General features: G+C 69.2%; 23 protein-coding genes and 1 tRNA gene. 18 read left to right on the top strand and 6 right to left on the bottom strand.

From position 1 onward, the window contains the following. Nucleotides 1-69: 69 nt before the first annotated feature. Both FHG71_RS01770 and FHG71_RS23335 read left to right on the top strand, forming a co-directional pair. On the top strand, nt 70-2283 hold the full coding sequence (locus FHG71_RS01770; RefSeq protein WP_139079878.1) for a calcium-binding protein: 2214 nt from the start codon (nt 70-72) through the stop codon (nt 2281-2283). A 967-nt stretch (nt 2284-3250) separates the two neighbouring features. Further along, nucleotides 3251-5395, top strand: a complete 2145-nt coding sequence (locus tag FHG71_RS23335; RefSeq protein WP_176559238.1) for a right-handed parallel beta-helix repeat-containing protein — start codon at nt 3251-3253, stop codon at nt 5393-5395. Between the two features lie 38 nt (nt 5396-5433). Here FHG71_RS23335 and FHG71_RS24520 read toward each other — a convergent pair whose 3' ends face one another. Beyond that, entirely contained in the window at nt 5434-5562 is a 129-nt protein-coding gene (locus FHG71_RS24520) for a hypothetical protein (RefSeq protein ID WP_281281933.1), read from the bottom strand. Between the two features lie 307 nt (nt 5563-5869). On the opposite strand from FHG71_RS24520, the gene FHG71_RS01785 reads away from it, so the two are divergent. After that, complete coding sequence (locus FHG71_RS01785) at nt 5870-6157, top strand: hypothetical protein (RefSeq protein WP_139079880.1); 288 nt, start codon at nt 5870-5872, stop codon at nt 6155-6157. Between the two features lie 441 nt (nt 6158-6598). Further along, the gene (locus FHG71_RS01790; protein WP_139079881.1) at nt 6599-6778 is read left to right on the top strand and encodes a hypothetical protein; all 180 of its coding nucleotides are present in this window, start codon (nt 6599-6601) and stop codon (nt 6776-6778) included. 623 nt (nt 6779-7401) lie between these two features. Here the strand turns inward: FHG71_RS01790 and FHG71_RS01795 are convergent. Further along, entirely contained in the window at nt 7402-7695 is a 294-nt protein-coding gene (locus FHG71_RS01795; RefSeq protein WP_139079882.1) for a hypothetical protein, read from the bottom strand. Between the two features lie 195 nt (nt 7696-7890). Between FHG71_RS01795 and FHG71_RS01800 the strand changes: the two genes are divergently transcribed. The 3 genes from FHG71_RS01800 to FHG71_RS01810 all read left to right on the top strand — a co-directional run bounded on the left by FHG71_RS01800 (nt 7891) and on the right by FHG71_RS01810 (nt 9052). Continuing rightward, complete coding sequence (locus FHG71_RS01800) at nt 7891-8085, top strand: hypothetical protein (protein ID WP_139079883.1); 195 nt, start codon at nt 7891-7893, stop codon at nt 8083-8085. Nucleotides 8086-8322: 237 nt separating this feature from the next. Beyond that, on the top strand, nt 8323-8568 hold the full coding sequence (locus tag FHG71_RS01805) for a hypothetical protein (protein ID WP_139079884.1): 246 nt from the start codon (nt 8323-8325) through the stop codon (nt 8566-8568). 136 nt (nt 8569-8704) lie between these two features. Next, entirely contained in the window at nt 8705-9052 is a 348-nt protein-coding gene (locus FHG71_RS01810; RefSeq protein WP_139079885.1) for a hypothetical protein, read from the top strand. A 399-nt stretch (nt 9053-9451) separates the two neighbouring features. On the opposite strand, the gene FHG71_RS01815 is transcribed toward FHG71_RS01810, so the two are convergent. Continuing rightward, complete coding sequence (locus FHG71_RS01815) at nt 9452-11089, bottom strand: CHASE domain-containing protein (protein ID WP_139079886.1); 1638 nt, start codon at nt 11087-11089, stop codon at nt 9452-9454. 354 nt (nt 11090-11443) lie between these two features. Here FHG71_RS01815 and FHG71_RS01820 point away from each other — a divergent pair, with 354 nt between their 5' ends. After that, a complete protein-coding gene (locus tag FHG71_RS01820) occupies nt 11444-11875 on the top strand; it encodes a DUF488 domain-containing protein (RefSeq protein WP_218014004.1) in 432 nt (143 codons plus the stop codon). A 226-nt stretch (nt 11876-12101) separates the two neighbouring features. On the opposite strand, the gene FHG71_RS01825 is transcribed toward FHG71_RS01820, so the two are convergent. The 3 genes from FHG71_RS01825 to FHG71_RS01835 all read right to left on the bottom strand — a co-directional run bounded on the left by FHG71_RS01825 (nt 12102) and on the right by FHG71_RS01835 (nt 15057). Next, a complete protein-coding gene (locus tag FHG71_RS01825; RefSeq protein ID WP_139079887.1) occupies nt 12102-13958 on the bottom strand; it encodes a family 16 glycosylhydrolase in 1857 nt (618 codons plus the stop codon). Nucleotides 13959-14551: 593 nt separating this feature from the next. Then, a tRNA-Ala gene (locus FHG71_RS01830) sits at nt 14552-14627 on the bottom strand. Between the two features lie 109 nt (nt 14628-14736). Beyond that, nucleotides 14737-15057 carry a TIGR02300 family protein gene (locus tag FHG71_RS01835; RefSeq protein ID WP_139079888.1) on the bottom strand — a complete coding sequence of 107 codons (321 nt, stop codon included), beginning with the start codon at nt 15055-15057 and terminating at the stop codon, nt 14737-14739. 144 nt (nt 15058-15201) lie between these two features. On the opposite strand from FHG71_RS01835, the gene FHG71_RS01840 reads away from it, so the two are divergent. The 10 genes from FHG71_RS01840 to FHG71_RS01885 all read left to right on the top strand — a co-directional run bounded on the left by FHG71_RS01840 (nt 15202) and on the right by FHG71_RS01885 (nt 25195). Then, nucleotides 15202-15891: a M48 family metallopeptidase gene (locus FHG71_RS01840; protein WP_139079889.1), complete on the top strand. Its 690-nt coding sequence runs from the start codon at nt 15202-15204 to the stop codon at nt 15889-15891. 16 nt (nt 15892-15907) lie between these two features. After that, nucleotides 15908-16576, top strand: a complete 669-nt coding sequence (locus FHG71_RS01845; RefSeq protein ID WP_139079890.1) for a GntR family transcriptional regulator — start codon at nt 15908-15910, stop codon at nt 16574-16576. Between the two features lie 5 nt (nt 16577-16581). Further along, entirely contained in the window at nt 16582-16869 is a 288-nt protein-coding gene (locus tag FHG71_RS01850) for a DUF6881 domain-containing protein (RefSeq protein WP_139079891.1), read from the top strand. Between the two features lie 154 nt (nt 16870-17023). Beyond that, on the top strand, nt 17024-17167 hold the full coding sequence (gene hemP, locus FHG71_RS01855; protein ID WP_139080021.1) for a hemin uptake protein HemP: 144 nt from the start codon (nt 17024-17026) through the stop codon (nt 17165-17167). Continuing rightward, on the top strand, nt 17164-17604 hold the full coding sequence (locus tag FHG71_RS01860) for a hypothetical protein (RefSeq protein WP_139079892.1): 441 nt from the start codon (nt 17164-17166) through the stop codon (nt 17602-17604). Before hemP ends, FHG71_RS01860 begins: the two co-directional genes overlap by 4 nt. 79 nt (nt 17605-17683) lie before the next feature. Further along, nucleotides 17684-19309 carry an alpha-glucosidase gene (locus FHG71_RS01865; protein ID WP_139079893.1) on the top strand — a complete coding sequence of 542 codons (1626 nt, stop codon included), beginning with the start codon at nt 17684-17686 and terminating at the stop codon, nt 19307-19309. Nucleotides 19310-19367: 58 nt separating this feature from the next. Then, nucleotides 19368-21434, top strand: a complete 2067-nt coding sequence (locus tag FHG71_RS01870) for a hydantoinase/oxoprolinase family protein (RefSeq protein ID WP_139079894.1) — start codon at nt 19368-19370, stop codon at nt 21432-21434. A gap of 93 nt (nt 21435-21527) precedes the next feature. After that, nucleotides 21528-23153 carry a hydantoinase B/oxoprolinase family protein gene (locus FHG71_RS01875; protein WP_139079895.1) on the top strand — a complete coding sequence of 542 codons (1626 nt, stop codon included), beginning with the start codon at nt 21528-21530 and terminating at the stop codon, nt 23151-23153. Then, nucleotides 23150-24346 carry an NAD(P)/FAD-dependent oxidoreductase gene (locus FHG71_RS01880; RefSeq protein ID WP_139079896.1) on the top strand — a complete coding sequence of 399 codons (1197 nt, stop codon included), beginning with the start codon at nt 23150-23152 and terminating at the stop codon, nt 24344-24346. Before FHG71_RS01875 ends, FHG71_RS01880 begins: the two co-directional genes overlap by 4 nt. A 12-nt stretch (nt 24347-24358) precedes the next feature. Then, a complete protein-coding gene (locus FHG71_RS01885; protein WP_139079897.1) occupies nt 24359-25195 on the top strand; it encodes an NAD-dependent epimerase/dehydratase family protein in 837 nt (278 codons plus the stop codon). Nucleotides 25196-25209 lie beyond the last annotated feature (14 nt).

Here is a 25209-nt window from a genome sequence, read left to right on the forward strand (position 1 = left end):
CACCTGTCGGGCCAACGCCCGGAGCGAGCCCTTTGAGGACCTGCGCCGAACCGAAGGAGCACCACGAACGTGAGACTGGACGGAACACCTGGCAACGACACCCTGAACGGCGGTCCGACCGCCGACAGCCTGAACGGCCAGGGAGGACGGGACACGCTGAATGGCAGGGGCGGCAACGACCGGCTTTTCGGCGGCGCGGGCAACGATCGGCTCGACGGCGGAACGGGTAGGGACCAGCTCTACGGCGGAGCGGGCAAGGACACACTCCAGGGCGGAGCGGGCAACGACCTCTACTTCGTGGACCGGGCCAGCGACCTGGTGATCGAGCGGGCCGGAGCGGGCATCGATACCATCCGCTCGGCGGTGAGCCTGACATTGGGCGCCGACGTCGAGAACCTGACGCTCGTGGGCAGCGCGGCCCAGCGGGGTTCGGGCAACGCCCTGGCGAACCGGATCAGCGGCACCGGCGAGGCGAACAGCCTGTACGGCCGCGCCGGGAACGACGTGCTCCTCGGCGGGGCGGGCAACGACCGGCTCGATGGAGGCATGGGCAATGACCGGCTCCTCGGCGGGGCGGGCAATGACCGATACATCGTCGACTCGGTCACCGATCGCGTGATCGAGAGCGCCGGCAAGGGAGCCGACGCCATCCTCTCCTCGGTGAGCCTGACGCTCGGATCGAATGTCGAACGGCTCCAGCTGACCGGGTCGGCCGACCTCAATGGGATCGGCAACGGGCTCGGCAACACGCTGCGCGGCAACGGGGGGGCGAACAGCCTGCGCGGCGCCGAGGGCCAGGACCTGCTGTATGGCGGCGCCGGCAACGACTGGCTGCACGGCGGGACCGGCAACGATCGGCTGATCGGAGGCACGGGCGACGATATCTATCATGTGCGCGTGCCGGGTGACGTCGTCATCGAGCGGGCCGGCGCGGGGCTCGACACGATCCGGTCGTCGATCGACCGGACGCTGGGGAACAACATCGAGAATCTGGTGCTCATAGGCGGCACGGCCGTGCGGGGCTCCGGCAATACCCTGGCGAACCGGATCAGCGGCAATGGCGTGGCGAACACCCTCTACGGCCGAGGCGGGGACGACACGCTCGTCGGCGGGGCGGGCCACGACTCGCTTTTTGGCGGGGACGGCGGGGACCAGCTCTTCGGCGGGCTGGGCAACGATTTCTATGACGTCAATTCGCGGCGCGACGCGGTGACGGAGGCGACCGACGCGGGAACCGACTTCGTCCGCTCATCGGTGAACGTGACGCTCAGCGCGAATGTCGAGAACCTCCAGCTCACCGGCACCAGGGCGCTCTCGGGGACCGGCAATGGCCTCGACAACAGCCTGACCGGCAACGCCGGCATCAACAACCTTCTCGGGCTCGAAGGCGACGACCAGCTCGACGGGCTGGCCGGAGCGGATGTCCTGTCCGGCGCGGCGGGTCGCGACCGGCTCGATGGGGGCGCGGGCGACGACTGGATGAACGGCGGCGCGGGCGACGACCTCTATGTCGTGGATCAGGCGGGCGACGTCGTGACCGAGTCCGCCGGCGGCGGCAGCGACCGGATCGAGTCCTCCGTCGGCTTGACGCTCTGGGACAACGTCGAGGACCTGATCCTCACCGGCCAGGGAAACCTGAACGCCAACGGCAACGGCCTCGACAACCGCATGACCGGCAACGAAGGCCGGAACGTCCTCATCGGCCGCGACGGGGCCGATCTCCTCGAAGGCCTGTCGGGCGCGGACCTGCTCTATGGCGGCGCGGGCAACGACCGGCTGGACGGCGACAGCGGGCAGGATCGCCTCTATGGCCGCGACGGGGATGACGTCATGCATGGCGGCGCGGACAAGGACCGGTTCCAGGGCGACGCCGGGCAGGACGAGATCCATGGCGGCGCCGGGGCGGACGGGATGGCGGGCGGTGCCGGGGTGGACACGCTCACGGGCGGGCTGGGGAACGACTTCTTCAGCTTCGCCCGGCTTTCCCACGCCGGCGACATCATCACCGACTTCCACAACGTGGCGGACGACAACGACCGGTTCAACATCAAAGCCGCCGGCTTCGGCGGGGGGCTGGTCGCGCAGCAGACGCTCGACAAGGACCGGTTCGTAATCCGGGCCAACGACAACGTCGCCCAGGAGTCCAACGACCGCTTCATCTTCCGCTCGTCCGACGAGACGCTCTGGTTCGATCGCGACGGCACCGGCGAGAACGAGGCCAGTCTCGTCGCGGACCTGCAGGACGGGGCGGTCCTGACCTCGGCGGACATCCTTCTGATCTGAGACCTTCGAGGGGCCGTCCAAGACGACCCCTCCTCCGCCCCCGGCTCGACCACGACAGCGGAGCAGCCCTCGTGGGGTCGAACCTCGACGGGAGCACTCCGAAATGGAGACCCGCCCGCGCCCTTGACCCTCAGGGCGCGGGCGACCCCGCGTACATCCCCCTCCCGGCTGCGGCAGGATGGACGCCATGAACCGGCAGAGCGCGAACGGGTTCATGGCGGGCGGTCATCCACGATTCGCAGGGCGGCCCGAAGCTCGCCTCCCGGCCCACCGGGCCCATCCCTCACCGACTCGGGCGACGACGAGATTCCGAACGGCGCAGGCGCATGCAGGCGCTGCGAACCGGCAGCAGCCGTTCGCCCCGACATCCGTGACGAAACGACGAGGCCGGCGACGACCTGTTTTTCGAATCGCAGCCGCACGGGCCCCAGTTCCGACTGGACCCCAGGCAGAGCCACACCTCCGAGGCACTGTTCATGGGCTGATTCGGGCCCATGGCTGTGGCCGCCGTCGACCAGGCCCCGATGATGGAGCACCGCACGGGAGAGCCGGTCGTCTGCCACGCGGCGAGCCTCGTGCATGCCGCACGGGCTCCGGACCCAGCAAGGCGCAGGCGGACAGGATCACCTTGACGCAGCGATCATGACGAGGGGCCAGCCCTTGAGCCGCGCGAACGACCCTCGATCCCGTGAAGTTCGCGGTCAAAGCCAGATCATGCGGGATGAAGGCCCTGCGCCCTCGGCGAAAGGGGATGCAGGGCTCCACGACACGCCTGCCCAAGGTCCAACGGAACCGGCCGGCATCATGGCCCGGCCACCGATCAGGACCTCGGCCTGGGGCAGAGAGCACCGGGGGCGCCATCGCACCAAGCTGGTCGCCTCGGTGTCCCGCGCCCGGAAACGGGCCCATCGGCGGCCCTTCGTTAGCCCGCAAGCAGGGTATCGCTCACCTGGGCGAAGCTCACAAATTGGCCCCGCTCGTGCTTCGGTCACGCCGCGAAGAGGCCGCGATTCACGGCAAGAAGGAGATCAGACTGGAGGAAAAAGCCAGCGCAACGAAAACGAGGGACGCAATGCCGACGATCAATGTTTCGACACTGTCACAGCTCTACAATGCTATGGCATCCTGCAAGGGCGGTGAAACCATTCTGTTGGCGGGGGGCAACTACGGTGACTTCCGGCTGGACCTGCAGACGAAATTCAACTTCGCCTTCCCGTCGAACGTGACGATCAAGTCGGCGGATCCGGCCAAGCCGGCGGTGTTCGAATCCGCGCTCGTGCGCGGCGCCGACAACCTGACCTTCGACTCGGTCAAGTTCGATTACACGTTCCAGTCGGGCGACAGCACCAACATCAGCCCGTTCACCTTCACCGGCTGCGAGAATCTGACGATCCGCAATTCCGTCTTCGACGGCGACGTGGCCAAAGGTGTCTCGTCGGCGGTAGATGGCTTTGGCTACGGCATCGGTCTGGTGGTCAAAAGCTCGACGGGCGTCACGATCGAGAACAACGAATCCTTCGGCTTCTGGAAGGGCATGGTGTTCAACCAAAACTCGTCCATGGATATCGTCGGCAACGATCTCCATTCGATGCGGATGGACGGATTCAATTTCTGCGCCGTGCAGGACGTCCTGATCGAGGACAACTACATCCACGATTTCCGCGCGACCGTGCGGGCGATCACCGGCGACCATTGCGATTTCCTCCAATTCTGGACCACCGGCACGACCCAGCCGTCCAAGAACGTCATCATTCGCGACAATATCCTGGACATCGGAAACGGATCGCCGACCCAGTCGATCTTCATGCGCAATGAAGAAGTCGACAGCGGGCGCATGACCTTTGCCTCCATGGCCTACCAGAACATCGTGATCGAGAACAATACGGTCACCAACGGGCACGCGCATGGCATCACCGTGGGCGAGACGAATGGCCTCACGATCCGCAACAACTCGGTCCTGCATGCCGACGGGTTCGCTGACGACGGAGCCGACACGGGGGTCGAGATCCCTCGGATCAGCGTGTCGTCCGGTTCCAAGGGCGTCGTGATCACCAAGAACATCTCGGCGGTCGTGCCCTCGACGCAGTCCGGGTGGACGGTCAGCGACAACGTCATCGTTCAGGACCAGGACGCGTCCAAATCCAACCACTACAGCAAGATGTTCACCTCGGCTTCCCTTGTCGACGATGACGGCCAGCACGAGTTCCTGGCCATCGTGGGTGGCACGATCGACAAGCTCAACGCCGGGTCGCTGCTCACGCAAGGGACCGACGGAGCGGTCGCGAAGCCCATCAGCCCGGCTCCTGCCCCGGCCCCGGCCCCGGCCCCTGCGCCTGCGCCTGCTCCCGCTCCCACCCCTGAAACGACCGCGCCCACGACGTCCACTCCCGTCGCGGACACGTCGGAGCCGGACGGCATCCTGAGCATCTCGAACGGCCGGTTCGTGGCCCAGGAGGATGGAAGATCCATCGACCTCGGCGCGGTGCCCAAGTGGACGGCTGGCGGACTGCAGCTCGGGGCCAAGGGCGTCTCGGCGCGGGTCGACCGCGACCACGTGGTCGACGTGGTCGGCGCGGACTCCATGACGATCGCGTTCAGGCTGGATGCCGACGCCAAGGGCGCATCGGGCGAGCTTTTCCGGATGCATGGCAGCTTCATCACCAGCGTGACCAGCTCGGGCGAGCTGCAGGTCCGGATGTTCAAGGAAGGCGGCTCGATCACCACCCTGACGACCAAGGGGTCGGCCCTGAACGCGGCGGTCGACAGGGACCGCGACATCGTCATCGATCTGGACGGCGGCAAGCTGCAGGTCTGGGTCGATGGCAAGATGACCGGCCAGGCCGCGTTCGCCGGAGTGGTTGGCGGCGAGACCTTCGGCTCGCACGACCTCGTCTTCGGCAATCCCTGGAACTCGGCCAACTTCAAGGGCGACATCTCGGTATTCGATCTGTCCGTGGGTGACAGCGATACGGCCCAATCCGCGACCACCACCCTGGCCACGGCGAGCACGGCGCAGGAGCATGACTTCGACTACGCCGTGGACGCCAGGGCCGACGAGGATGCACGCTTCGACTTCGTGACGCAGTACCAGGGACTCGACGTCGCGGCCTGATCGCGGATGTCCTGACGGATCGTTCGAATCCGCTCGGCTCATGGCGGCATCACCGCCATGAGCCTCTTGCCCTGCCGATCCGCGTCCGCGACCAGCCAGTCGTGGACGCGGCAAAACAGGCCGCAGCCATGCCGTGCTGCGGTCAGGCGGTAGGTGCGGGCCATCATGGCGAAGGCATCTGCACCTCGACTTCGAGGGGGACCACGATCCTGCCGGACGGGGTTCCCCATTTTCCTGCCGTGATCCGGAGTCCCGACGACATGCCCTCAGGCGGCTCGGCGTGGCGGAGCAGCAACCGGGCTGCCACTGACAGCGTGCGGCAGAAGCGGAACCTCGGCGTTAAGGGCCATGAGCAAGCCCCGTATGTCCGACGACCTCCGGGCCGCCGTGACGCCGCTCCCGCCGCCCGAACTACCCGGGCCCAAAGGTGGCCGACCTCGGTGCGGTGATCGCTTGACGCGTCCGGACGGGCGCATGGCGACCTGCACGCTCCTCAACCAGCTCGAAGCCCACACCACGGCCGACACCAAGCTCGCCCGCCGCTGCCACGCTCGCTCCAAGCGCACGGGCGAGCCCTGCCAGGCACCCGCCGTCACCGGCTGGCAGGTCTGCCGCATGCATGGCGCAGGAGGCGGGCACCCGGCCGGACCCACGCACCCGCGCTGGGTTCACGGCCTGCGCTCGCAGGACTGGAGCGAGACGCGGAGGACGATCAACGATCTGGCCCACGAGACGCGCGGGATCGAGGCGCTGATCGGATGAGCCATCAGCTCCCGCCCATCCCGGATCATGCACCGCTCAAGCCCTGTCCCTTCTGCGGCCGTCCTGCTTCGGCCGTGCCGCATCGGGCGGCACCTGACATGCCGGTGACCTACAGCGTGGGATGCTGGCGCGATCCAAGCCGCTTTGCAAAGGAGCCCTTCTGGGAGAACTGCCTGGGACCGCAGACCGTCTGGACACCAGACCTCAACCGGGCGGTCGACCTGTGGAACCGGCGTGCATCTAGAAGCCCGGAGAGCATTCGGCCCTGACCCGATATCGGCAGAGGGCGAGGCTGAGCGGAAAACAGCCATGTCCGGCTCGCTGTCTCGGCAACCCTGATCCTGTGGTCGACGCCGGGCACCCGTTCCTGCCAGTATCGGATCAAGCCCTTCAATCCGCCTCCGCAGAAGGCGTGAGAGGGCCAAGGGAGGGGCGCTGCTCATGGTTCTTGCTCACCTGCTCGTGGGCCTCCTGGCTGGTGGCCTTGTCGGCATGGTGCGACTTATGACGGCCCCGCAAGTCTGGAGCGCGCTCGGCTCCTACGCCCTCGCTGGCGGCCTGGCGTTGCTGGCCAGCGCACTGCTCTCGCTGGCCGCCCAGCGCGACCCCGATGACACATGAGGAGCCGATGCTGACGAGCCGCCAACGGCTGGCCCTTCCCTCTGGGGCTCTGCCGGACCGCACGGATACCGAGGGGGCGTCCGTGGCGGCGTCCGTGCCCCCGAGTGGCTGCTTGTGGAGGGGCTCCACCCTCCGCCGGCGATCGCCGTCCGGGGGCGCGGCAGCCGCGAAGCCCCCACGAACAGAAGCCCTGCCGTAGCAGGGCTTCCGCACCACTTACCTGCGATCGCCGGGACTCGTTCCGACTGCCATGATAGGACAGATCGATCGCGCGAGAGCATGACCTTTGGTCAGGCGCGGCGGGCGAACCGGCGGGCCGGGCGTGCGGACCCACCCTTCATCCAGCCGACGATCTGTCCCCTCACAGGTCGGTTGGCGAGATCAAGGCAATGGGTCTGGTATGGGGGCAGCGCGGCCACCGCGCCCCCGGACGGCACGAGAGACAGGACACGTGGCAACGCCTCCTGTCTGACCACTCGGAGGCACGACAGTCGCCGCGGACGCCCCCTCGGTATCCGCGCGGTATGGCCGCGGCTGCAGGACGCAGGCGCATGACCACTGGCGACGACGTAGGATGGCAGGGAACGGCTCGTGGATGGGTCACCGGCCTGACGGAAGACGGCTCACAGGGAGCCCCCGCTTCCCAGCCAGAGGTAAAGCGGTAGGGTCGTGGCGGCCCCGAAGCCCGGAACGATCGCCGACAGGACCACGCCCCAAATGGAGCCCTGGACCGACCAGTAGACGATCCCGGCATAGGCGCCCAAGGCCCAGGTCATCAGAAGGAGGCTCACCAGCATCAGGCCGAGGGCCTCGGTGAGGCTGCTGACCCCTCGGATCTCGAGCAGCTGGCGTTGTGGCCGCTCCGCCGCGACCGCCGGTTGCGGGTCCTGCCGTTCCAGGGATTCGTAAAGCGTCACGGCCGATCTCCTCTCGCTGCAGATGCACGGTCCCTCAGCGCGAAAGGTGGGCTCCGGGTTCGCAATATCCGCTAACCACACATCTGCCTGAGGGTTATCGGGGCGGTTTTCAGCCCTGAAGCCGATTGCATCGGCCAGAAAGAGCCGCTGCTGTGGTCGCCACACCAAGCCAAGCAGAACGAGGTTCAGATGGTCATGGCTCAACTTCTGCGTGCCGTCGTCGCGGGTGTGACGCTGGCCACCACGGGCGCGCTGCTGGGCTGCCCCGACTGGACGGCGTCGCTGACCTACGTGACCGGGATGGCCGCAACGCTGATGGCAGGCACCACGACCGTTCGCCGGTCCGCGCCGGCGTTCCGCCCGGGGTCTGGCGCCCCTTCCGTCGGGTGACCTCCAGCGCATCCGGCAAACATCGGCCTGGCAGGGAACCGGCCCCATCGGCCCCGAGTTGGCGGGGCGTGCATCCCACCCTTCGGCAGGCATTCCCTCCCGCCGAAGCCACGAGCCGCCGGAGAGCACGTTCTCTCCGCAGCAGCGACAAAGCGCCCTGCGCCGCCTTGTCCCCGAGGCAGCGCAGGGGGCGGCCGTGTGAACGGTCGCCAGCCGCTTCCCTGACCCGGAGATCCGATGACCTCGCGCCCCCGCACTGGACGGACCATCCTGCCCTACAAGGTCCAGACCGCGTCGGGGCTCCCGTCGGCCGACCTCTACAAGGCCGACCTGGAGCACTTCCGGCATCAGGCGGAAGCCAGCGATCCCCGACCGGGGCGGGAGAACGCCCGCCCATCCGCGCGGATGCTCGGCCTGGCGATTCTGGGCGGCCTCGTCTCAGGTGCCATGATCGGCATGTCCGTCATGTTTGCCGCGACCTGATCGGGGCCGCACCACGGCCAGGACGCGGGACCGACCGCCCGAGATCCCGAACCCTTGCAGAACGGCGCCGTGCGTCCATGAATAGGCTCGTTGGACGAAACAACTCTCAGGCGAGACGAGCCATTGGTCTCCAGGCATGTCCTTTGAACAAGTCGGGCGTCTCCTGACCGCCGCTGACCGGCTCGAGGAGATGGTGAAAGCCCTGCCGCGCTGGAACCCCCAGGCTGGTGAGCGTTGGGACGAGTTCTTGGAGCGCTCCTACGAGGCCGAGATGAACCTCGCGAACGAGTTGCGCCGCGTGGCGAACTGCCGTCTGACCATGTGTTCACGCAGGTCCCGAGTGGACCTCACTCTGGCCGGCATCAGCGTCACGACGAACCGGGGTCTGGCCCGCGCGTGCCTGGACTGGGTGGAGGAGGTGCGGGCCACCTACAACGGCCTTGGCACGATGCTGGGCCACAGGAGCAAGCCTCCCGAAGGGTAGGACGGGGGCGTCGCGGCCGCCGCGCCCCCGACGGCGTATGCGCCCGGGCCTAACCACCGGACGCAGACCACTCGGGGGCACATGGGCCGCAACAGACGCCCCCTCGGTATCCGTGAGGTGTGGCGATGGCCCCCGTGAAGGTCCACCACCAGATGCGGTCACGTGAAAGCATAACTCGCTCTGGCGTGCCCCGGTTGCTTGACGATCCGGCAACGGACCGTTTCCCAGCGAGCGCCTGACCGTAGCCGATCAGTCCGGCATCGCCTTGGCCGGCCTGCTCTGCCCCCTGACCGTCATCCAGGTGAGACCGGAGGCCTTGGCTGAGACCGGCGCGCGGGCGGCGCAGCGGGCCGGGGGTGCGGAGCCGGTCACCCGCTCCTCCCGCCTGCGGCCCGAGCGTCAGCCGGCCGTCACCTGCGCGTCCGGGTTCAGCGGAAAACGGATCTCGATCGTGAGGACGCCGGGACGAGACTGGCGCGTGAGACTCCCGCCAAGCTCGCCTCCGATCATGGCCTCGAGGAGGCGTGTCCCGAAGCCGGAAACCTGACCGGGCGCGGCATCGCCGGCCAACGAAGGCAGCCCGGGGGTCCGCTCCTCCCAGGTGAGCCGAAGATGGATCCCCGAGGGGCCGGGCTCCATCGTCCAATGGACGCGAACCTCGCCACCCGCCCCTGCTCCCGCACCATACTTCAGGGCGTTCGTGGCAAGCTCATGAAAAACGACGGCCAGGGCATGGGTCTGGCGCTCGTCGAGGCGCACCGGCGGCCCCGACAGGTGGCCAGGGTTCGCGGCAGATGCCGAGATCTGGTCGATCTCGAACCGCAGGAGCTCGGCAAGATCGGCGCTGTCGGTGCCCGACATCACCAGAAGGTCCTGCGCGGCCGACATGGCCTGCAGCCGGGCGTTGAGGCTTTCGGCCATCGCCGCCTTGTCCACGGATTCGCGTGCGGTCTGCCGGGCGATGGCGCTGACCCGGGTGAGCGAGTTCTTCATCCGGTGCGCCATCTCGCGCAGAAGAAGGTCCTTCTGCTCGACGTTGTGCTGGACCAGCTCGTTCAGGGCGCGGGTCCGTCGGATCGAGATGCCCTGCCAATGGACCGCGACTCCCGCCAACACGACGAGCAGGGGAAAGACGATGGCGCTGAACAGGGTCAGGCGCAGCTGGATGGCCGCGCCGAACTCCGGCGAGGGGGCAGCAGACAGGACCCATTCGCGCCCGGCCACGGAAAGGGAGGTGCGCATCTCCAAGTCCCCCTCCGCCCCGCCCAAGGCAAAGCCCGCCGACTCGAAGAGTGGCACGTCAGGTGCGGCCGCATCGGCAAGGCGCAGCTCCAGCGGCAGATCGTACCTCTCGAGCACGGCGGTCAGGAGATCGCCCACCCGAACCGGCGCAAAGGCATAGCCCTCGATTTCCGGAGCCCCTGACGGTCGCACGGGCAGGTAGACGAGGATGCCGGGCTGCCCGTCCCGGATGGCCACCTCCCGGTCAAGCGTCAGGGGCGGGGTGGCCGTGGCCGCTCCCGTCTCGGAAGCCTTTAGCATGGCGGCGCGGCGTTGCTCCTCGGTGGCCATGTCGAAGCCGAGGCTCGCGCGGCCGCGGGTGTGATCGGGCTCCAGCAGCACGATCGCGGTCCGCAGGCCCGGGACAGGCTCAGGCCAGACCCGCCGGTCGCCTCCATAGGCCCGCGACAGGATGCCCTCGATCCCGGCCTCTTGCTCGGGACGCAGGATGCGGGCGAACCCGAGTTCCTGCAGGCCGGAGTAGAACGCCTCCAGTTCCAGCCCGTCCACGAAGGCCGCGAAGTCCTCCCGGCGGGTCGGCTCGTCATGGACGGCCAGAAAGCTCCGAGTGGCGTTCAGCAGGGCGATGTGCTGCTCAACCCGGGTCTCGACATAACCGGCGGCCTCCACGAGAAGCCTGGCGAAAGCCTCCTCGCGGCGCGACGTCTCGATCCCATAGATGCTCCAGGTCAGCCCTGCGCCCACCAGGGACAGGGCGGCGATGGCGGAGGCTGAGAGGCGCGACGGCGAGAACATGGCGTTCAGTAGGCGAAGCCTTCAGGAAGGTCCAATTCGTCGGACCCCCACCCATGACTTCATGGCTGCAGGGGCACGCGGTCCTTCGTCGCAGCGGGCCGGGCCGCTCCCTGCCTTCCGGACCTGTCGTCACGAATGCCGAACGATCTGCCCTCGGGGCCGCAGTTCCGCGCGGGCAGTCAACCCCGGGCATCCTTCTTGCCCGACGTCTAGCGCCACGGCTGGGAGTGTCCGTTCAACGACATCCCTTGCGTACACGCTCAGCCTGCCGGCTCTGGCTGACCGTTCATGTACGTTGGAGCAGGGCTAAGCTTGTGGACCGTCGGCAAGGTCCGACGGTGCAACGGAGGCGACATGAGCATGATCCTGTCCACCATCGGCTACGAGTCCGCGACGCTGCCCGAGATGATCGGGAAGCTGCGGAGCGCGGGCGTGGAGGTCGTCGTCGACATCCGCGCGGTGGCGGCCTCGCGGCGGGCCGGGTTCTCCAAGACGATGCTGCGGGCCTCGCTCGCGGCCGAAGGCATCGGCTACGAGCACCTGCGGGGGCTCGGCACGCCCAAGCCGGGACGGGAGGCGGCGCGCAAGGGGCGCATCGCGGAATTGGAGGCAATCTTCGCCACGCACATGACCTCGCCCGAGGCCCAGGACGCGCTGGCCCACGCCATCGCCCGCGAACGGCCCACGGCGCTCCTGTGCTTCGAGGCCTGCGCCACGGGCTGCCATCGCCGGATCGTGGCGGAGCTGATCAGGTATGCGACCCGGTGCGAAGTGCGGCATCTGTGAGGGTCCGGTTCGACCCGCACCGGCGGCTCCATCCGTCCGGCGGGTCGGACGGGCCAGGATCGGGACCCGGGCACCCGGCCTCTCAGGCGTTTCGCTCGGACCCGCCGATCAGGGCCTGCATGGGCCCATATGACAGGTCCGACCCGGCACGCCGGTCCGAAAACCACGCGCGTCGTTCAGGATCCACGCCCGAGGCGACCCATCGGATCTGCGGCTCGGCTGCCCGTCAGAGCACGAGGTCGTTGACGGCCAGCGAGGTCACCCCGACCACCCGGATCTCGACGTCCGCTGTCCTGTCTCCGCTCACGTCAGCCCGCACGATCACCTCGGACCTGCCGGCCGCGTACCAGACCGAATAGGCGCTGGCCTTGGTCCCACCGAAACCGAACGCCTGGTCACCGGCCAGGGTGGTCCGGCCATCGATCCCGCTCAGGTCGAGATCGTCGAGACCGGACCTGAAGTCGTGGACGACATCGCGGTTGTTCCCGACGACGCTGTCGGTGATGGCGGTGAAGACGAACGCATCCCGCACGTCGTCCACCCCGCCATGAATCGTGTCCTTGCCGGTGCCTGCGATCAGGGTGTCGGCGCCGGCGCGCCCGTGAAGCAGGTCGCCGCCGCCGTTGCCCTTGAGGATGTTGTCTGCGGCATCGCCGTAGAGCCTGTCCGCCCCGGCGCCGCCGGAGACGTTCTCAAGATCCAGCAGCGTGTCGGTTCCGTAGCCGGTGGCCTGGCCTCCGGTCCTCGCCAGGTCGATGACGGCGGCGGTGGAGCCGGTGACAGCCATCCAGTCCATGCCAGCGCCGCCGTCGAGGGTGTCGTCGCCCGCGTCCAAGCGAAGCGTGTCATCCCCGTCGTCCCCCAGGACCTGGTCGTTGCCGGCGCCCCCGTCCATGTCGTCCGCGCCAGCGCCCCCGGACAGGTTGTCGTCTCCGCCGCCTCCGAGGAGCGTGTCGGACCCGCCGTCCCCCAGAAGGATGTTGGCTGATTCGCTGCCCGACAGCATGTCAGCCCCAGAGCCGCCCAAAGCGTTCTCGATGCTCAGGAGCGTGTCCATTCCGGAGCCGGTGTTCTGGACCGTCGTGAGGGAGAGGTCGATGGATGCCGCCTCCGAGCCCCCGACCAGGATCCAGTCGCGTCCCGATCCCCCATCCAGGAGATCGTTGCCGGCGTCCAGCTTCAAGGTGTCATCGCCCTCCCCGCCAAGGAGGGCATCATTGCCGAGGTCGCCCGCGAGCATGTCGTTGCCGGCCTGACCATCGAGGGTGTCGTCCCCGTCGGTGCCGATCAGGACGTCGTCGCCCGCGTCGCCGTTGATCGTGGGGTCGATCACGACGGGGCCGAAGCCGCCCAGGTCCCCCGGACGCACGTCGATGGCAGCCATCGTGGCCGTGAGGGGCGTGCCCGCATAGGCCCAGTCGCCCGCCCAGCCTTCGAGCGACGGATCCACGCACCACAGATTGGCAAAGCCGTTCATGTCGCCGGTGGTCCAAGTGCCATGGGGCATGTCGGCGGCCCCGAAGCGGCCGACCACCTGGCCATCGACGAGGAAGATGGCCTCGGTCTCGGTGACGGTGATCTCATAGGTGTGGAAGCCCAGGGCGGCATCGAAGCCCAAGTCCACGATCACGGGTTGCCAGTTGTTGCCCTGCTCCAGCGTGACGTGTTCGCCGGTCGCGGTCTCCATGTGGATGTTGAGACGGACCTGGGTCGTGTCGCTGCCCACGAACTCGAAGTCGAACTCGATCCAGGGATCGTTGAAGTGATCGGCCCGGTAGGTGAACATGCCAAAGACGGCGCCGTCCTGCATGACCGGAGCTTGCGCCGTCCATGTCCATGTGCCGGTCGAGGCCGCTTCGCAGGACTGCACCTCGCCCCCGCAGTAGGCGTGGGAGGATCCGGCCGGGGCGGCGGAGAGAGCGAACTGCACGCTCCCGTCCGCCTGCGCCACCACGTTGTCGGGCGACCATTCCATGATCGCGCTTTGCCCCGCCGCCCAATCCGACACGAGCCAGCTTTCCGTGGTCGCGGGCTCGCCGATCTGGACGAGGTCGATGGACCAGGTGCCTTCGGTCGTGGACATGTGCTTCCTCTCGGGGCCAGTGAGCCGAAAGCACAACCATGACGTGATACATGGCCAGGCGATGACCGGCGCAGGTCATTTCTACGGCGACGACAGGTCAGGTCCGCAACAGGCCCTGTTGAGCAATTCACCCGAAAACGACTTCGTTCCGACCCCGGCCCGCCCTGGGCGACGCGTTTCGTCTCGGGCGCGCCGAGGGCTGCGAATCAGGTGAGGAGAACGGCACGAAGCCGAGGCTCAGCGGTCGGGCGGAGTGGGTCATGAGCCGCTCGACCCGGACCTTCATACTTCGCATCCCGGCCTCCATGGGGCTTCGTCGGCGCCAGCCGCTCCGGGTGCGCCGGATCGTCCGGCCATAGCGGCAGCGTGCCCGGAGAGGCCCGCTGTCGGCGTAAACTCCTGGGCTAGCGCCTTCCAGAGTTGACCGTTGGAGCGGGTCGGGATCACGGCCGTCGCCTCGCGGGCGGCGACTGCGGTCTACCGGCTTGGGCGGCCGAAGCAAAACTTCATGGCGGACCGAAGGGACAGATATTGGCTTGGGCCTTACGGCTCAGCGCCTTCGCCGTCCAAGCCAAGCATGTGTTCTGGTGATATGGTGGAGCCAAGGGGAGTCGAACCCCTGACCTCTTGCATGCCATGCAAGCGCTCTCCCAACTGAGCTATGGCCCCATCGTTTCGCCGGCTTGGGTGTCGTCGTGTCCGGCGAGACGTTCTCTAGTGGGCTGTGGGGGGGAGCGCAAGGGTTCTTTTTCCGAGCCCCCGCGTTCCCCCGCGGCAATCACTCGTCGTCGCCGGCGACGTCGCCCAGGTCCTCGAAGGACACTTCCTCGTCCTCGTCGTCCTCCAGCACCTCGTCGCCCAGGTCGGCGTCGTCGTCCGCCACGTCGTCGTCGTCGAGCAGCAGATCGTCCTCGTCCGCCATCTTCAGGCGCTTCGTCGCGGCATCCTCGGCATCCGCCACCATGGTGCGCGACCGGCCGACGTCGATGTTGACGACTTGGCCGGTGTAGGGGCTCACCACGGGGGAACGGTTGAGGTCATAGAAGCGCTTGCCCGTGGTCGGGCAGACTCGCTTCTTGCCCCATTCTTCCTTGGGCATCGGGGGGGTCCTTTCGGGTTCAGCGGATCGCGCGGGGGCAGGGCCAACGAACCTCGCCCTTGCGGCGCATCGGGGTCCCCTGCCATAAGCGGCAACGCGTGGCAAGGGCCAAAGGTTCGGGGCCAGGGGTTCGGGGGACGGCGCGTGCAGGACCACATCCTTCCCGGCGACCCGCCGGTCGCCGTGTCGCTCCGTCGCTCCGCCCGCGCGCGGCGGCTTTCCCTGCGCATCTCGGGCACGGACGGGCGGGTGACGCTGACGCTGCCCCTGCGCGCCCGCCTGGGCGACGGCCTGGCCTTCCTGCAGGAGCGCGAGGGCTGGCTGCGCGACCATCTGGCCCAGGCGCCCTCGCTGATCCACCCGGCCTTCGGCGGCACCATTCCCTTTGAAGGCCGCGACCTCCTCCTCTGCCCCGCCCCGATCCGGGCCGTGCGGCTCGACGGCGACCGCCTCCTCCTGCCGCCCGAGCCCGACCGTCTTCCCGCCCGGCTCGGCGCCTTCCTGCGGGGGGCCGCCCGCGACCGGCTGGCCACGGCCTGCGACCGCCACGCGGCCCGGATCGGACGTCGCGTCACCCGTCTCACCCTGCGCGACACCCGCTCGCGCTGGGGCTCCTGCACCACCGAGGGGCACCTCATGTTCTCCTGGCGACTCGTGCTCGCGCCGCCGCCCGTGCTCGACTACGTCGCCGCCCACGAGGTCGCGCACCTGGAGCGGATGGACCATTCCCCCGCCTTCTGGGCGGTGGTGGGCCGGATCTGCCCCGGCTACGAGGGTCCCCGCAACTGGCTCCGGGCCCATGGCGCGGCCCTTCACCGGCTGCGGCTCGGCTGAGCCTCGGACCCCAGCCATGACCTCCGAACCCCGCCCCCTTCTCACCGACCGCCCCAGCGACCCGGGCGCCCGCATCCACGACCGCGTCTACCGCTCCCTGCGCGCCCGCATCATGCACGGCGAGATCGCCCCCGGGCAGGCCCTGACCCTGCGCGGCATCGGCAAGGAGTTCGGCGTCTCCATGACCCCCGCGCGCGAGGCCGTGCAGCGCCTCGCCGCCGAAGGGGCGCTCACGCTCTCCCTCTCGGGCCGCATCTCCACGCCCGCGCTTTCCAACGACCGCATCGAGGAGCTGGCCACCCTCCGGGCCCTGCTGGAGCCCGAGCTGGCTTCCCGCGCCCTGCCCCGCGCCCACTTCGCGCTGATCGACCGGCTGGAGGTCATCAACCAGGGCGTGGCGCAGATGGTCGCCCGCCACGACGCGCCGGGCTACATCCGCCTCAACCTCGAATTCCACCGGACGCTCTACCTGCGCGCCCAGTCCCCGGCGATCCTGGCCACCACGGAAACCGTCTGGCTCCAGCTCGGCCCCACGATGCGCGCCCTCTACGGCCGCCTCCAGCGCACCGAGCCGCCCCGCAACCACCGCCTGATCCTCGCCGCGCTCAAGGCCGGCGACGAGCCGGGGCTGCGCCTCGCCGTCCGCACGGACGTGACGCAGGGCCTCCGGATGCTGAAGGGATAGACTCCATGCGCTACTACCTCGCCACCTGGGCCGAACCCGCCCCCGACGAGCCCGTCTGGATGGCCCTCGAGATCGAGGAGGACGGCTCCTGCCCCCGGCTGATCGAGCATTTCGAGCTGGGCTGGACCGGCACGCGCGAGGCCTGGCGCGAGGAATCCGACAGCCTGCTCGACGACCCCTTCGATCCCGAGGCCGCGGCCGAGGACCCAGGCCTGACCCTGCGCGAAATCCCCGCCGAGTCCTTCGCCGCCCTCTGGGAGGCTCAGGAGACGGACCCGCCGGAGGAGGAGTGAGGAAACCCCCTCCGGCGCAGGCCTGTCGTCCCGCTTGACATCCTGAGTATTTCACTCAACTATCCTCTCCAGCCATCCCGCCTCCCCTGGGACAGCCAGCCCCATGCTCCCCGTCCCAGGAGGTTCTCCCGTGGCCACGTTGTCCCTTGCGTCCATGACCGCCCCACGTCCGACGGCCGCCCCCATCCACGACGCCCGCGACCTCGTGGGGCCGTCGGGCCTGGGCCGGATCACGCTCGACGATCAGGTCTACACCCTGCGCATCACCCGCGCGGGCAAGCTGATCCTCACGAAATGAGCGCGATGTCTCCGGGCGGCGCCCCCGTCGGGCGCCTCGACACCCTGCCCCCGCTCGAAGGCCTGTCCGTCCGGGCGCTGCGCCGCTGGTGCGACGGCGGGGCCGAGGCCCTGACCGAGGACCTCACCGGCTCCCTGGGCGACCGGGGAGAGGGCGCGGCGCGCGCCTTCGACGCGCTCTGCCGCCACTGTCTTGCGGGCTGCCGCCGGCCGCTCCTGCGCCACGGCGGAACCTGCCCCTGCCTGGGCGCCGACGAGGCCGCCTTCGCCCGCCTCGTGCAGACCGCCACCGAGGGCGAGCGCGAGGACGCGCTCATGCTCGCCTGCTGTATGGTCCGCCACGACCTCGCGCCCGCGCTGGTGCATCTGGCGCAGATGGCGGGGCTGGCGCTGGCCTGCGCGCTGGCCACGCGCGGGCGGCCTTCCGCCCTGCACTGACGGGGCGGCCTCGTTGCCGCTAGCGGGACCGGCCGATCCGCGCTAATCCCGCTGCGGTGCGGAAAGCGAGGCGGACAGAATGCGCGAATGGTGGCGGGACGCGGTGATCTACCAGGTCTATCCCCGGTCGTTCCAGGACTCGGACGGGGACGGGGTGGGCGACCTGCCCGGCATCACGCGGCGGCTGCCGCACGTGGCCGCCCTGGGCGCGGACGCCATCTGGCTGTCGCCCTTCTTCGCCTCGCCCGACAAGGACATGGGCTATGACGTCAGCGACTACACGGCGGTCAATCCGCTCTTCGGCACGCTCGACGACTTCGACGCCCTGATCGCCGAGGCGCACCGCCTGGGCCTCAAGGTCATCATCGACCAGGTCCTGTCCCACACCTCGGACCAGCATCCCTGGTTCCAGGAATCGCGGCGCGACCGCTCCAACCCCAAGGCCGACTGGTACGTCTGGGCCGACCCCAAGGCGGACGGCAGCCCCCCGAACAACTGGCTGTCGGTCTTCGGCGGCTCCGCCTGGCACTTCGAGGCGCGGCGGCGGCAGTACTACCTCCACAACTTCCTGACCGAGCAGCCCGACCTCAACTTCCACAACCCGGACGTCGTGGACGCGCTCCTCGACTCCATGCGCTTCTGGCTGGAACGCGGCGTAGACGGCTTCCGGCTCGACACCGTGAACTTCTACGTCCATGACCAGTCGCTGCGCGACAACGGCCCCTCGGACTGGACCGACTTCCCCGCGAACCCCTACGAGGCGCAGGACCACCGCTTCTCCAAGACGCGGCCCCAGAACCTCGCGGTGCTCCGGCGGATGCGCCAGCTCACCGACGAATACCCCGACCGCATGATGGTCGGCGAGGTGGGCGAGAACTGGCGCCCCATCGAGGTCATGGCCGAATACACCTCGGGCAACGACAAGCTGCACATGGCCTACAGCTTCGAGTTCCTGGGCCCCGACCACACCGCCCGGCACTTCCGCTCGCGCATCGAGGCCTTCCTGACCAAGGCTCCGGACGGCTGGCCCTGCTGGAGCTTCTCGAACCACGACGTGACGCGCCACGTCACGCGCTGGACCAAGCCCGGCGGCGACGCCGACGCGGTCGCGCGCCAGTCCATCGCGCTCCTGTCGTCCTTTCCCGGCACGCTCGGGATCTACCAGGGCGAGGAGCTGGGCCAGACCGAGACGGACATCCTCTACGAGGAGCTGCAGGACCTGGGCTACATCGCCTTCTGGCCCGAGATCAAAGGCCGCGACGGCTGCCGCACCCCGATGGTGTGGGAGCACGAGCAGACCAATGCGGGCTTCTCGACGGGCATGCCCTGGCTGCCCGTGAAGCCGCCTCAGGCTGCCCGCGCCGTGGACCTGCAGGAGGCGCGGAACGACTCCGTCCTCCACGCCTACCGCGCCTCCTTGGCCTTCCGCCGGTCGCACCCGGCGCTGACGCTCGGGGCGACCGACTTCCTCGACCTGCCCGAGCCCGTGCTGGGCCTCGTCCGCTCGCACGAAGGCCGAGTCCTGACCTGCCTCTTCAACTTCAGCGAGCGCCCGCAGACCCTGGCTCTCTCGGCCGGGGCGACGCCCGTGGGACCGCAGCGCGCCGAGGTCCAGGGGACGGCGGTCACGCTGCCCGCCCACGGCTACGTCTATCTCGAATCCGCCGCCGCCCTGGGCGTGACGCCCTCCGCCGCCGCGTCCTGACGGCGGTCCCCGCACGGGGGTTCCCTTCGCACGGTGGCGCGGCTAGCGTCGCGCCACCATGACGGACAGCGCAAACCTCGGCGTCGATATCGGCGGCACCTTCACGGACGTTGTGCTCGAAACGGGCGGGCGTCTCTTCTCCACCAAGGTCCTGACGACCTACGCCGCCCCCGAAGACGCGATCCTGACGGGCCTGCGGCAGGTCTGCGCCAAGGCCGGACTCGCCCCATCCGCGCTCACCCGGATCATCCACGGCACCACGCTCGCCACCAACGCGCTCATCGAGCGGCGCGGCGCCCGCACCGCCCTCGTCACGACCGAGGGCTTCCGCGACGTGATCGAGATGCGGACCGAGAGCCGCTTCGAGCAGTACGACCTCAACCTCGTCCTGCCCGACCCCCTGATCCCCCGCGACGCCCGCTTCACCCTGCGCGAGCGCGTGGACGCCGGGGGCCATGTCCTCCACCCCCTGAACCGCGCCGACATCGAGGCGCTGACCGAGAATCTCCACGGCTTCGACTCCGTCGCCGTGGGCTTCCTGCACAGCTACCTGCGCCCGGATCACGAGCGCCTCGTCCGCGACGTGCTGGCCGAACGGCTCCCCCACCTTTCCGTGTCGCTCTCCAGCGACGTCTCCCCCCAGATGCGGGAATACGAGCGCTTCAACACCACCTGCGCCAACGCCTACGTCAAGCCGATGATGGAATCCTATCTCGGCCGCCTCCGCGAGCGTCTGGCGCAGGAGGGCGCGACCTGCCCCATCTTCCTGATGCATTCCGGCGGCGGCATCGTCTCCATCGAGACGGCGGCCCAGTTCCCCGTCCGCCTCGTCGAATCCGGCCCCGCAGGCGGCGCGATCTTCGCCGCCGACGTGGCCCGTCGCCACGGCCTCGACCGGGTCCTCAGCTTCGACATGGGCGGCACCACCGCCAAGATCTGCTTGATCCGCGACTTCACCCCCAAGACCGCCCGCGTCTTCGAGGTCGCGCGGTCCTACCGCTTCAAGAAGGGCTCCGGGATGCCGATCAGCATCCCCGTCATCGACATGGTGGAGATCGGCGCCGGCGGCGGCTCCCTCGCCCACGTTGACTCCATGCGCCAGATCCGCGTGGGCCCCGAAAGTGCCGGAAGCGAGCCCGGCCCCGCCGCCTACGGCCGCGGCGGCACGCGCCCCGCCGTCTCCGACGCCGACCTGATCCTCGGCCGCCTCGACCCCGACAACTTCGCCGGGGGCAGCATCCCCCTCCACCCCGACCGCTCCGAGGCCGCCTTGCGCGCCGAGGTCGGGGACCGCCTCGGCATGGACCCCGTCCAGTCCGCCTTCGGCGTCTCCGAGGTCGTGGACGAGAACATGGCCAACGCCGCCCGGGTCCACGCGGTGGAGAACGGCGAGGATCTGGCCGACTTCACCATGATCGCTTTCGGCGGCGCGGCTCCCCTCCACGCCGGGCGGCTCTGCGAGAAGCTCGGCATCACCCGCCTCCTCGTGCCGCCGGGTGCGGGCGTGGGCTCCGCCATCGGTTTCCTGCGTGCCCCTTATGCCTTCGAGGCCACGCGCTCCGTCTACATGCGCCTCGACGCCTTCGACCCCGCCATCGCCCGCACGATCCTGCAGGACCTCGCCGGGGAAGCGAGCGCCTTCGTCCGCTCCTGCGACGCCTCCGCCCCGATCCTGACTGACGCCAAGCTCTTCATGCGCTACAAGGGCCAGGGCTGGGAGATCCCCATCCCCCTCGACGCCACCCTCGCCGCGAACCCGACCGCCGAGGCGCTGGGCCACCGCTTCGCCGCCGACTACGCCGCCCTCTTCGGCCGCGCGGTCGAGGGCCTGCCCATCGAGATCACCGTCTGGGCCGTCAACGCCGCGACCCCCCTCGCGCCCACGCAGCCCACCCCCGACGCAACAGCATCCGGCATGGTCACCGGCACCCCCCGCCGCCTCTTCGACCCCGTCGCGGGCCAATGGGCCGAGGGCGCGACCATCCCGCGCGACCGCCTCACCGACGGCATCACCGCCCAGGGCCCCCTCGCGATCACCGAATCCGAGACCACCGTCATCGTCCCGCGCGGCTTCTCAGTGACGGGCCGCGCCGACGGCGTGCTCGACATCCGGAGGACCGCATGAGCCCGTTAACCTTTCCGAAAGGGGACCGCGCGGTGGTCGAAGGACTCGTTAACTTCTCCGCGCGATCCTTCCTCCAGACCCAGGAGTGACGGCATGAGCGTCCAAAGCCAGATCATGTGGAACCGCCTGATCTCCATCGTGGAGGAGCAGGCCCAGGCCCTCATCCGCACGGCGTTCAGCACGTCCGTCCGCGAGGCCGGGGACCTGTCGGCGGGCATCTACGACCGGCGCGGCCGGATGCTCGCCCAGGCCGTCACCGGCACGCCCGGCCACGTCAACGCCATGGCCGCCGCCGTCGCCCATTTCATGCGCGAGATCGGCACGGAGACGATGCAGGACGGCGACGTCTACATCACCAACGACCCCTGGATGGGCACCGGCCACCTCCACGACATCACCGTGGTCACGCCCGTGTTCCACAAGGGCGCTCTGGTGGGCTACTTCGGATGCACCGCCCACGTCGTCGACATCGGCGGACGGGGCTTCGGCGCCGACGGCGAGTCGGTCTACGAGGAAGGGCTCCAGATCCCGATCCTGCGCTTCGCCGACAAGGGCGAGGTCAACCGCACCCTCCTCCAGATGCTCCGCGTCAACACCCGCGAGCCCGATCAGGTCATCGGCGACATTTACGCCCTCGCAGCCTGCAACGAGGTCGGCCTGCGCCGCCTCTCCGCGATGCTGAACGAATACGGCCTGTCCGACATCGAAGCGCTCGCCGACTTCATCGTGGACGCCTCGCACGAAGCCACCGTCGCGGCCATCGCCAGGCTCCCCAAGGCCCGCGCCTCCAATACAATGACCACCGACGGCTACGCCACGCCGATCACCCTCGCGGCCAGCGTGGAAACCTTCCCCGACCACGTGCTGGTGGACTTCACGGGCACCTCCGCGCCCGATCCCAAGGGCATCAACGTCCCCTTCATCTACACCTGCGCCTACGCCGCCTACGCGCTCAAGATCGCGCTCGCCCCCGAGGTGCCGAACAACGCCGGATCGCTCGCCCCCTTCCGCGTCACCGCGCCCGAGAACACCATCGTCAACGCCCGCCGGCCCCACCCCGTCGCGCTCCGTCACGTCATCGGCCACCTGATCCCCGATACCGTCTTCGGCGCGCTCGACCAGATCCTGCCGAACACCGTCCCGTCCGAGGGCGCGGGCGCTCTCTGCAACTTCCAGGTCTCCCTGCGTGGCCGGAACGGCGAACGGTCCGAGGTCCTGTGCTTCAACTCCGGCGGCACCGGCGCGCGCCCCGGCCTCGACGGCCTCAACGCCACGGCCTTCCCCTCCGGCGTGATGACCATGCCTGTCGAAGCCACCGAGCACGCCGGCCCCATCGTCATCCACCGCAAGGAGCTGCGCCCCGACTCGGGCGGCGCGGGCCGGACGCGCGGCGGCCTCGGCCAGTTCATGGAGGTCGGCCCGCGCGAGGGCTTCGCCATGGAGTTCCGCGCCCAGTTCGACCGCAAGAAGCACCCGGCACGTGGCCGTCTGGGCGGCGCGGAGGGTGGCCCGACCGTGGTCCAGCTCTCCGACGGCACCGACTTCCCCGCCAAGGCCCGCTTCCCCGTCCCCGAGGGCCAGACGGTCCGCCTCGCCTTCCCCGGCGGCGGCGGCATGGGCCCGGCCTCCGAGCGCGACCTTCAGGCCGTCGCCCGCGACGTGCGCCTGGGCTACGTGTCCGAAGCGGCCGCGAAACGCGACTACGGATGGGAGCCATGAGCGCCACGCCGCAGCACGCCTCCTACGATGTCGTCATCATCGGCGGAGCCATGATCGGCTCCTCGGTCGCGTGGTGGCTCTCGCGCGACCCCGAGTTCAAGGGCCGCATCCTCGTGGTGGAGCGCGACCCGACCTACGCCCAGGCCGCCTCGACGCTGTCGCACTCCTCGATCCGCCAGCAGTTCGGCTCCGAGGTGAACGTCCTCGTCTCCCGCTTCGCCGCCGAGTTCATCCACGATTTCCGCGACTGGATGGAGGACGCCGAGGCTCCCACGATCCGGCTGCAAAGCTTCGGCTATCTCTACCTCGCCACCGACGAGGGCTTCGCCGCCGTCCTGCGCGACAACGCCGCGATGCAGAACCGCCTGGGCGCCGCGACGCGCATCCTGACGCCCGAGGAGATAAAGGCCGAATGGCCCTGGATCGAGGTCGACGACCTCGTCTGCGGCTCCCACAACCCGGTGGACGAAGGCTACTTCGACGGCGCGAGCGTCTTCGACTGGTTCCGCCGCAAGGCCCGCCAGCGGGGCGTCGAGTACGTCCAGAACGAGGTGGCGGACCTGCGCATCGTCAACGGTCGTGTCATCGGCGTCCGGCTCGCCTCCGGCGAAGAGATCGCCTGCGACTGGGTCGTGAACGCCGCCGGCACCCGCGCCTCGCGCATCGCCGCGATGGCGGGCCTGCCCCTGCCCGTGGAGCCGCGCAAGCGCTACTCCGTCCTCTTCAGCACGCCCGAGCCGCCGACCAGGGACATTCCGCTGACCATCGACCCCGCCGGGGTCCATGTCCTGCCCTCGGGCTCCAACTACCTCGCGGGCTGCGTTCCCGACCCCGACGTGGCCGCCGACCCCGACGACTTCGTCATGGACCACGCGCTGTGGGAAGACTTCATGTGGCCCGCCCTGGCCACCCGCATCCCGACCTTCGAGCGGGCGCGCGTCGTCTCCACTTGGGTCGGCCAGTACGACTACAACATGCTCGACCAGAACGCGATCCTGGGCCCCGCGCCCGAGCTGCCGAACTTCCTCTTCGCCAACGGCTTCTCCGGCCACGGCTTCCAGCAGGCCCCCGCCGTGGGGCGCGGCCTCGCGGAGTGGATCCTCCACGGCGGCTGGCGGTCGCTGGACCTGTCCCCCCTGGGCACCGACCGCGTCCTGCGCGGCGAACCCCTGCGCGAGCGCGCCATCATCTGAGGTGACGAAGGAATGCTGAAGAAGATCGTCCTCACCGGCGCCGCGGGCGCTCTCGGCTCGGCCCTTCGGGAGCCCCTGTCGCGCATGTGCGAACGCCTCGTCTCCGTGGACCTCAAGGGAGCACCCGCCGCGCTTGCAGCCAACGAGACCTGGACCGTGGCCGACTGCGCGGAGATGGAGCAGGTCGCCCCCGTTCTCGAAGACGCCGACATCGTCGTCCATTTCGTCGGCATCCCCGACGAGCGGCCGTTCGAAGAGCTGCTGCGTCCCAATTTCCTGTCCTCCTACGTGATCTGGGAGGCCGCCCACCGCGCCGGCTGCCGCCGCATCGTCTACGCCTCCTCCGTCCACGCGGTCGGCATGCACGAAACGAACGCCGGCATTGACACCGACGCGCCTCACCGCCCGGACACCTTCTACGGCCTGTCCAAGTGCTTCGCCGAGGACCTCGCCCGCCTCTACTGGGAGAAGCGGGGCCTGGAAGCCGTCTGCCTGCGCATCTTCTCGGCGACCGAACAACCGCAGACCCCCCGCGCCTTGGGCACCTGGCTCTCGCGCGGCGACCTCGTCCACATGGTCGAGCGGGCGGTGGACACGCCGACCACCGGCTTCTGCGTCGTGTACGGGGTCTCGAACAACGACCGCGCCCCGGTCTCGAACGCCAAGGTCGCCTTCCTGGGCTACCGTCCCAAGGACAACGCCGAAGTCTTCGCCCAGGACATCCTGGCCAAGGCGCATACCCCCGACCCGCAGAACCTCGCGCAGATGCGGCTTGGCGGGCCCTTCGCGACGGTGCCGTTGGGCGAAAGCGGCGTCGCCGGCATGGCCAAGCTGGTGAAGGGAAGCTGACGCGGCCGGAGGAG

It is taken from the genome of Rubellimicrobium roseum, assembly GCF_006152145.1.
Lineage (GTDB): Bacteria > Pseudomonadota > Alphaproteobacteria > Rhodobacterales > Rhodobacteraceae > Rubellimicrobium > Rubellimicrobium roseum.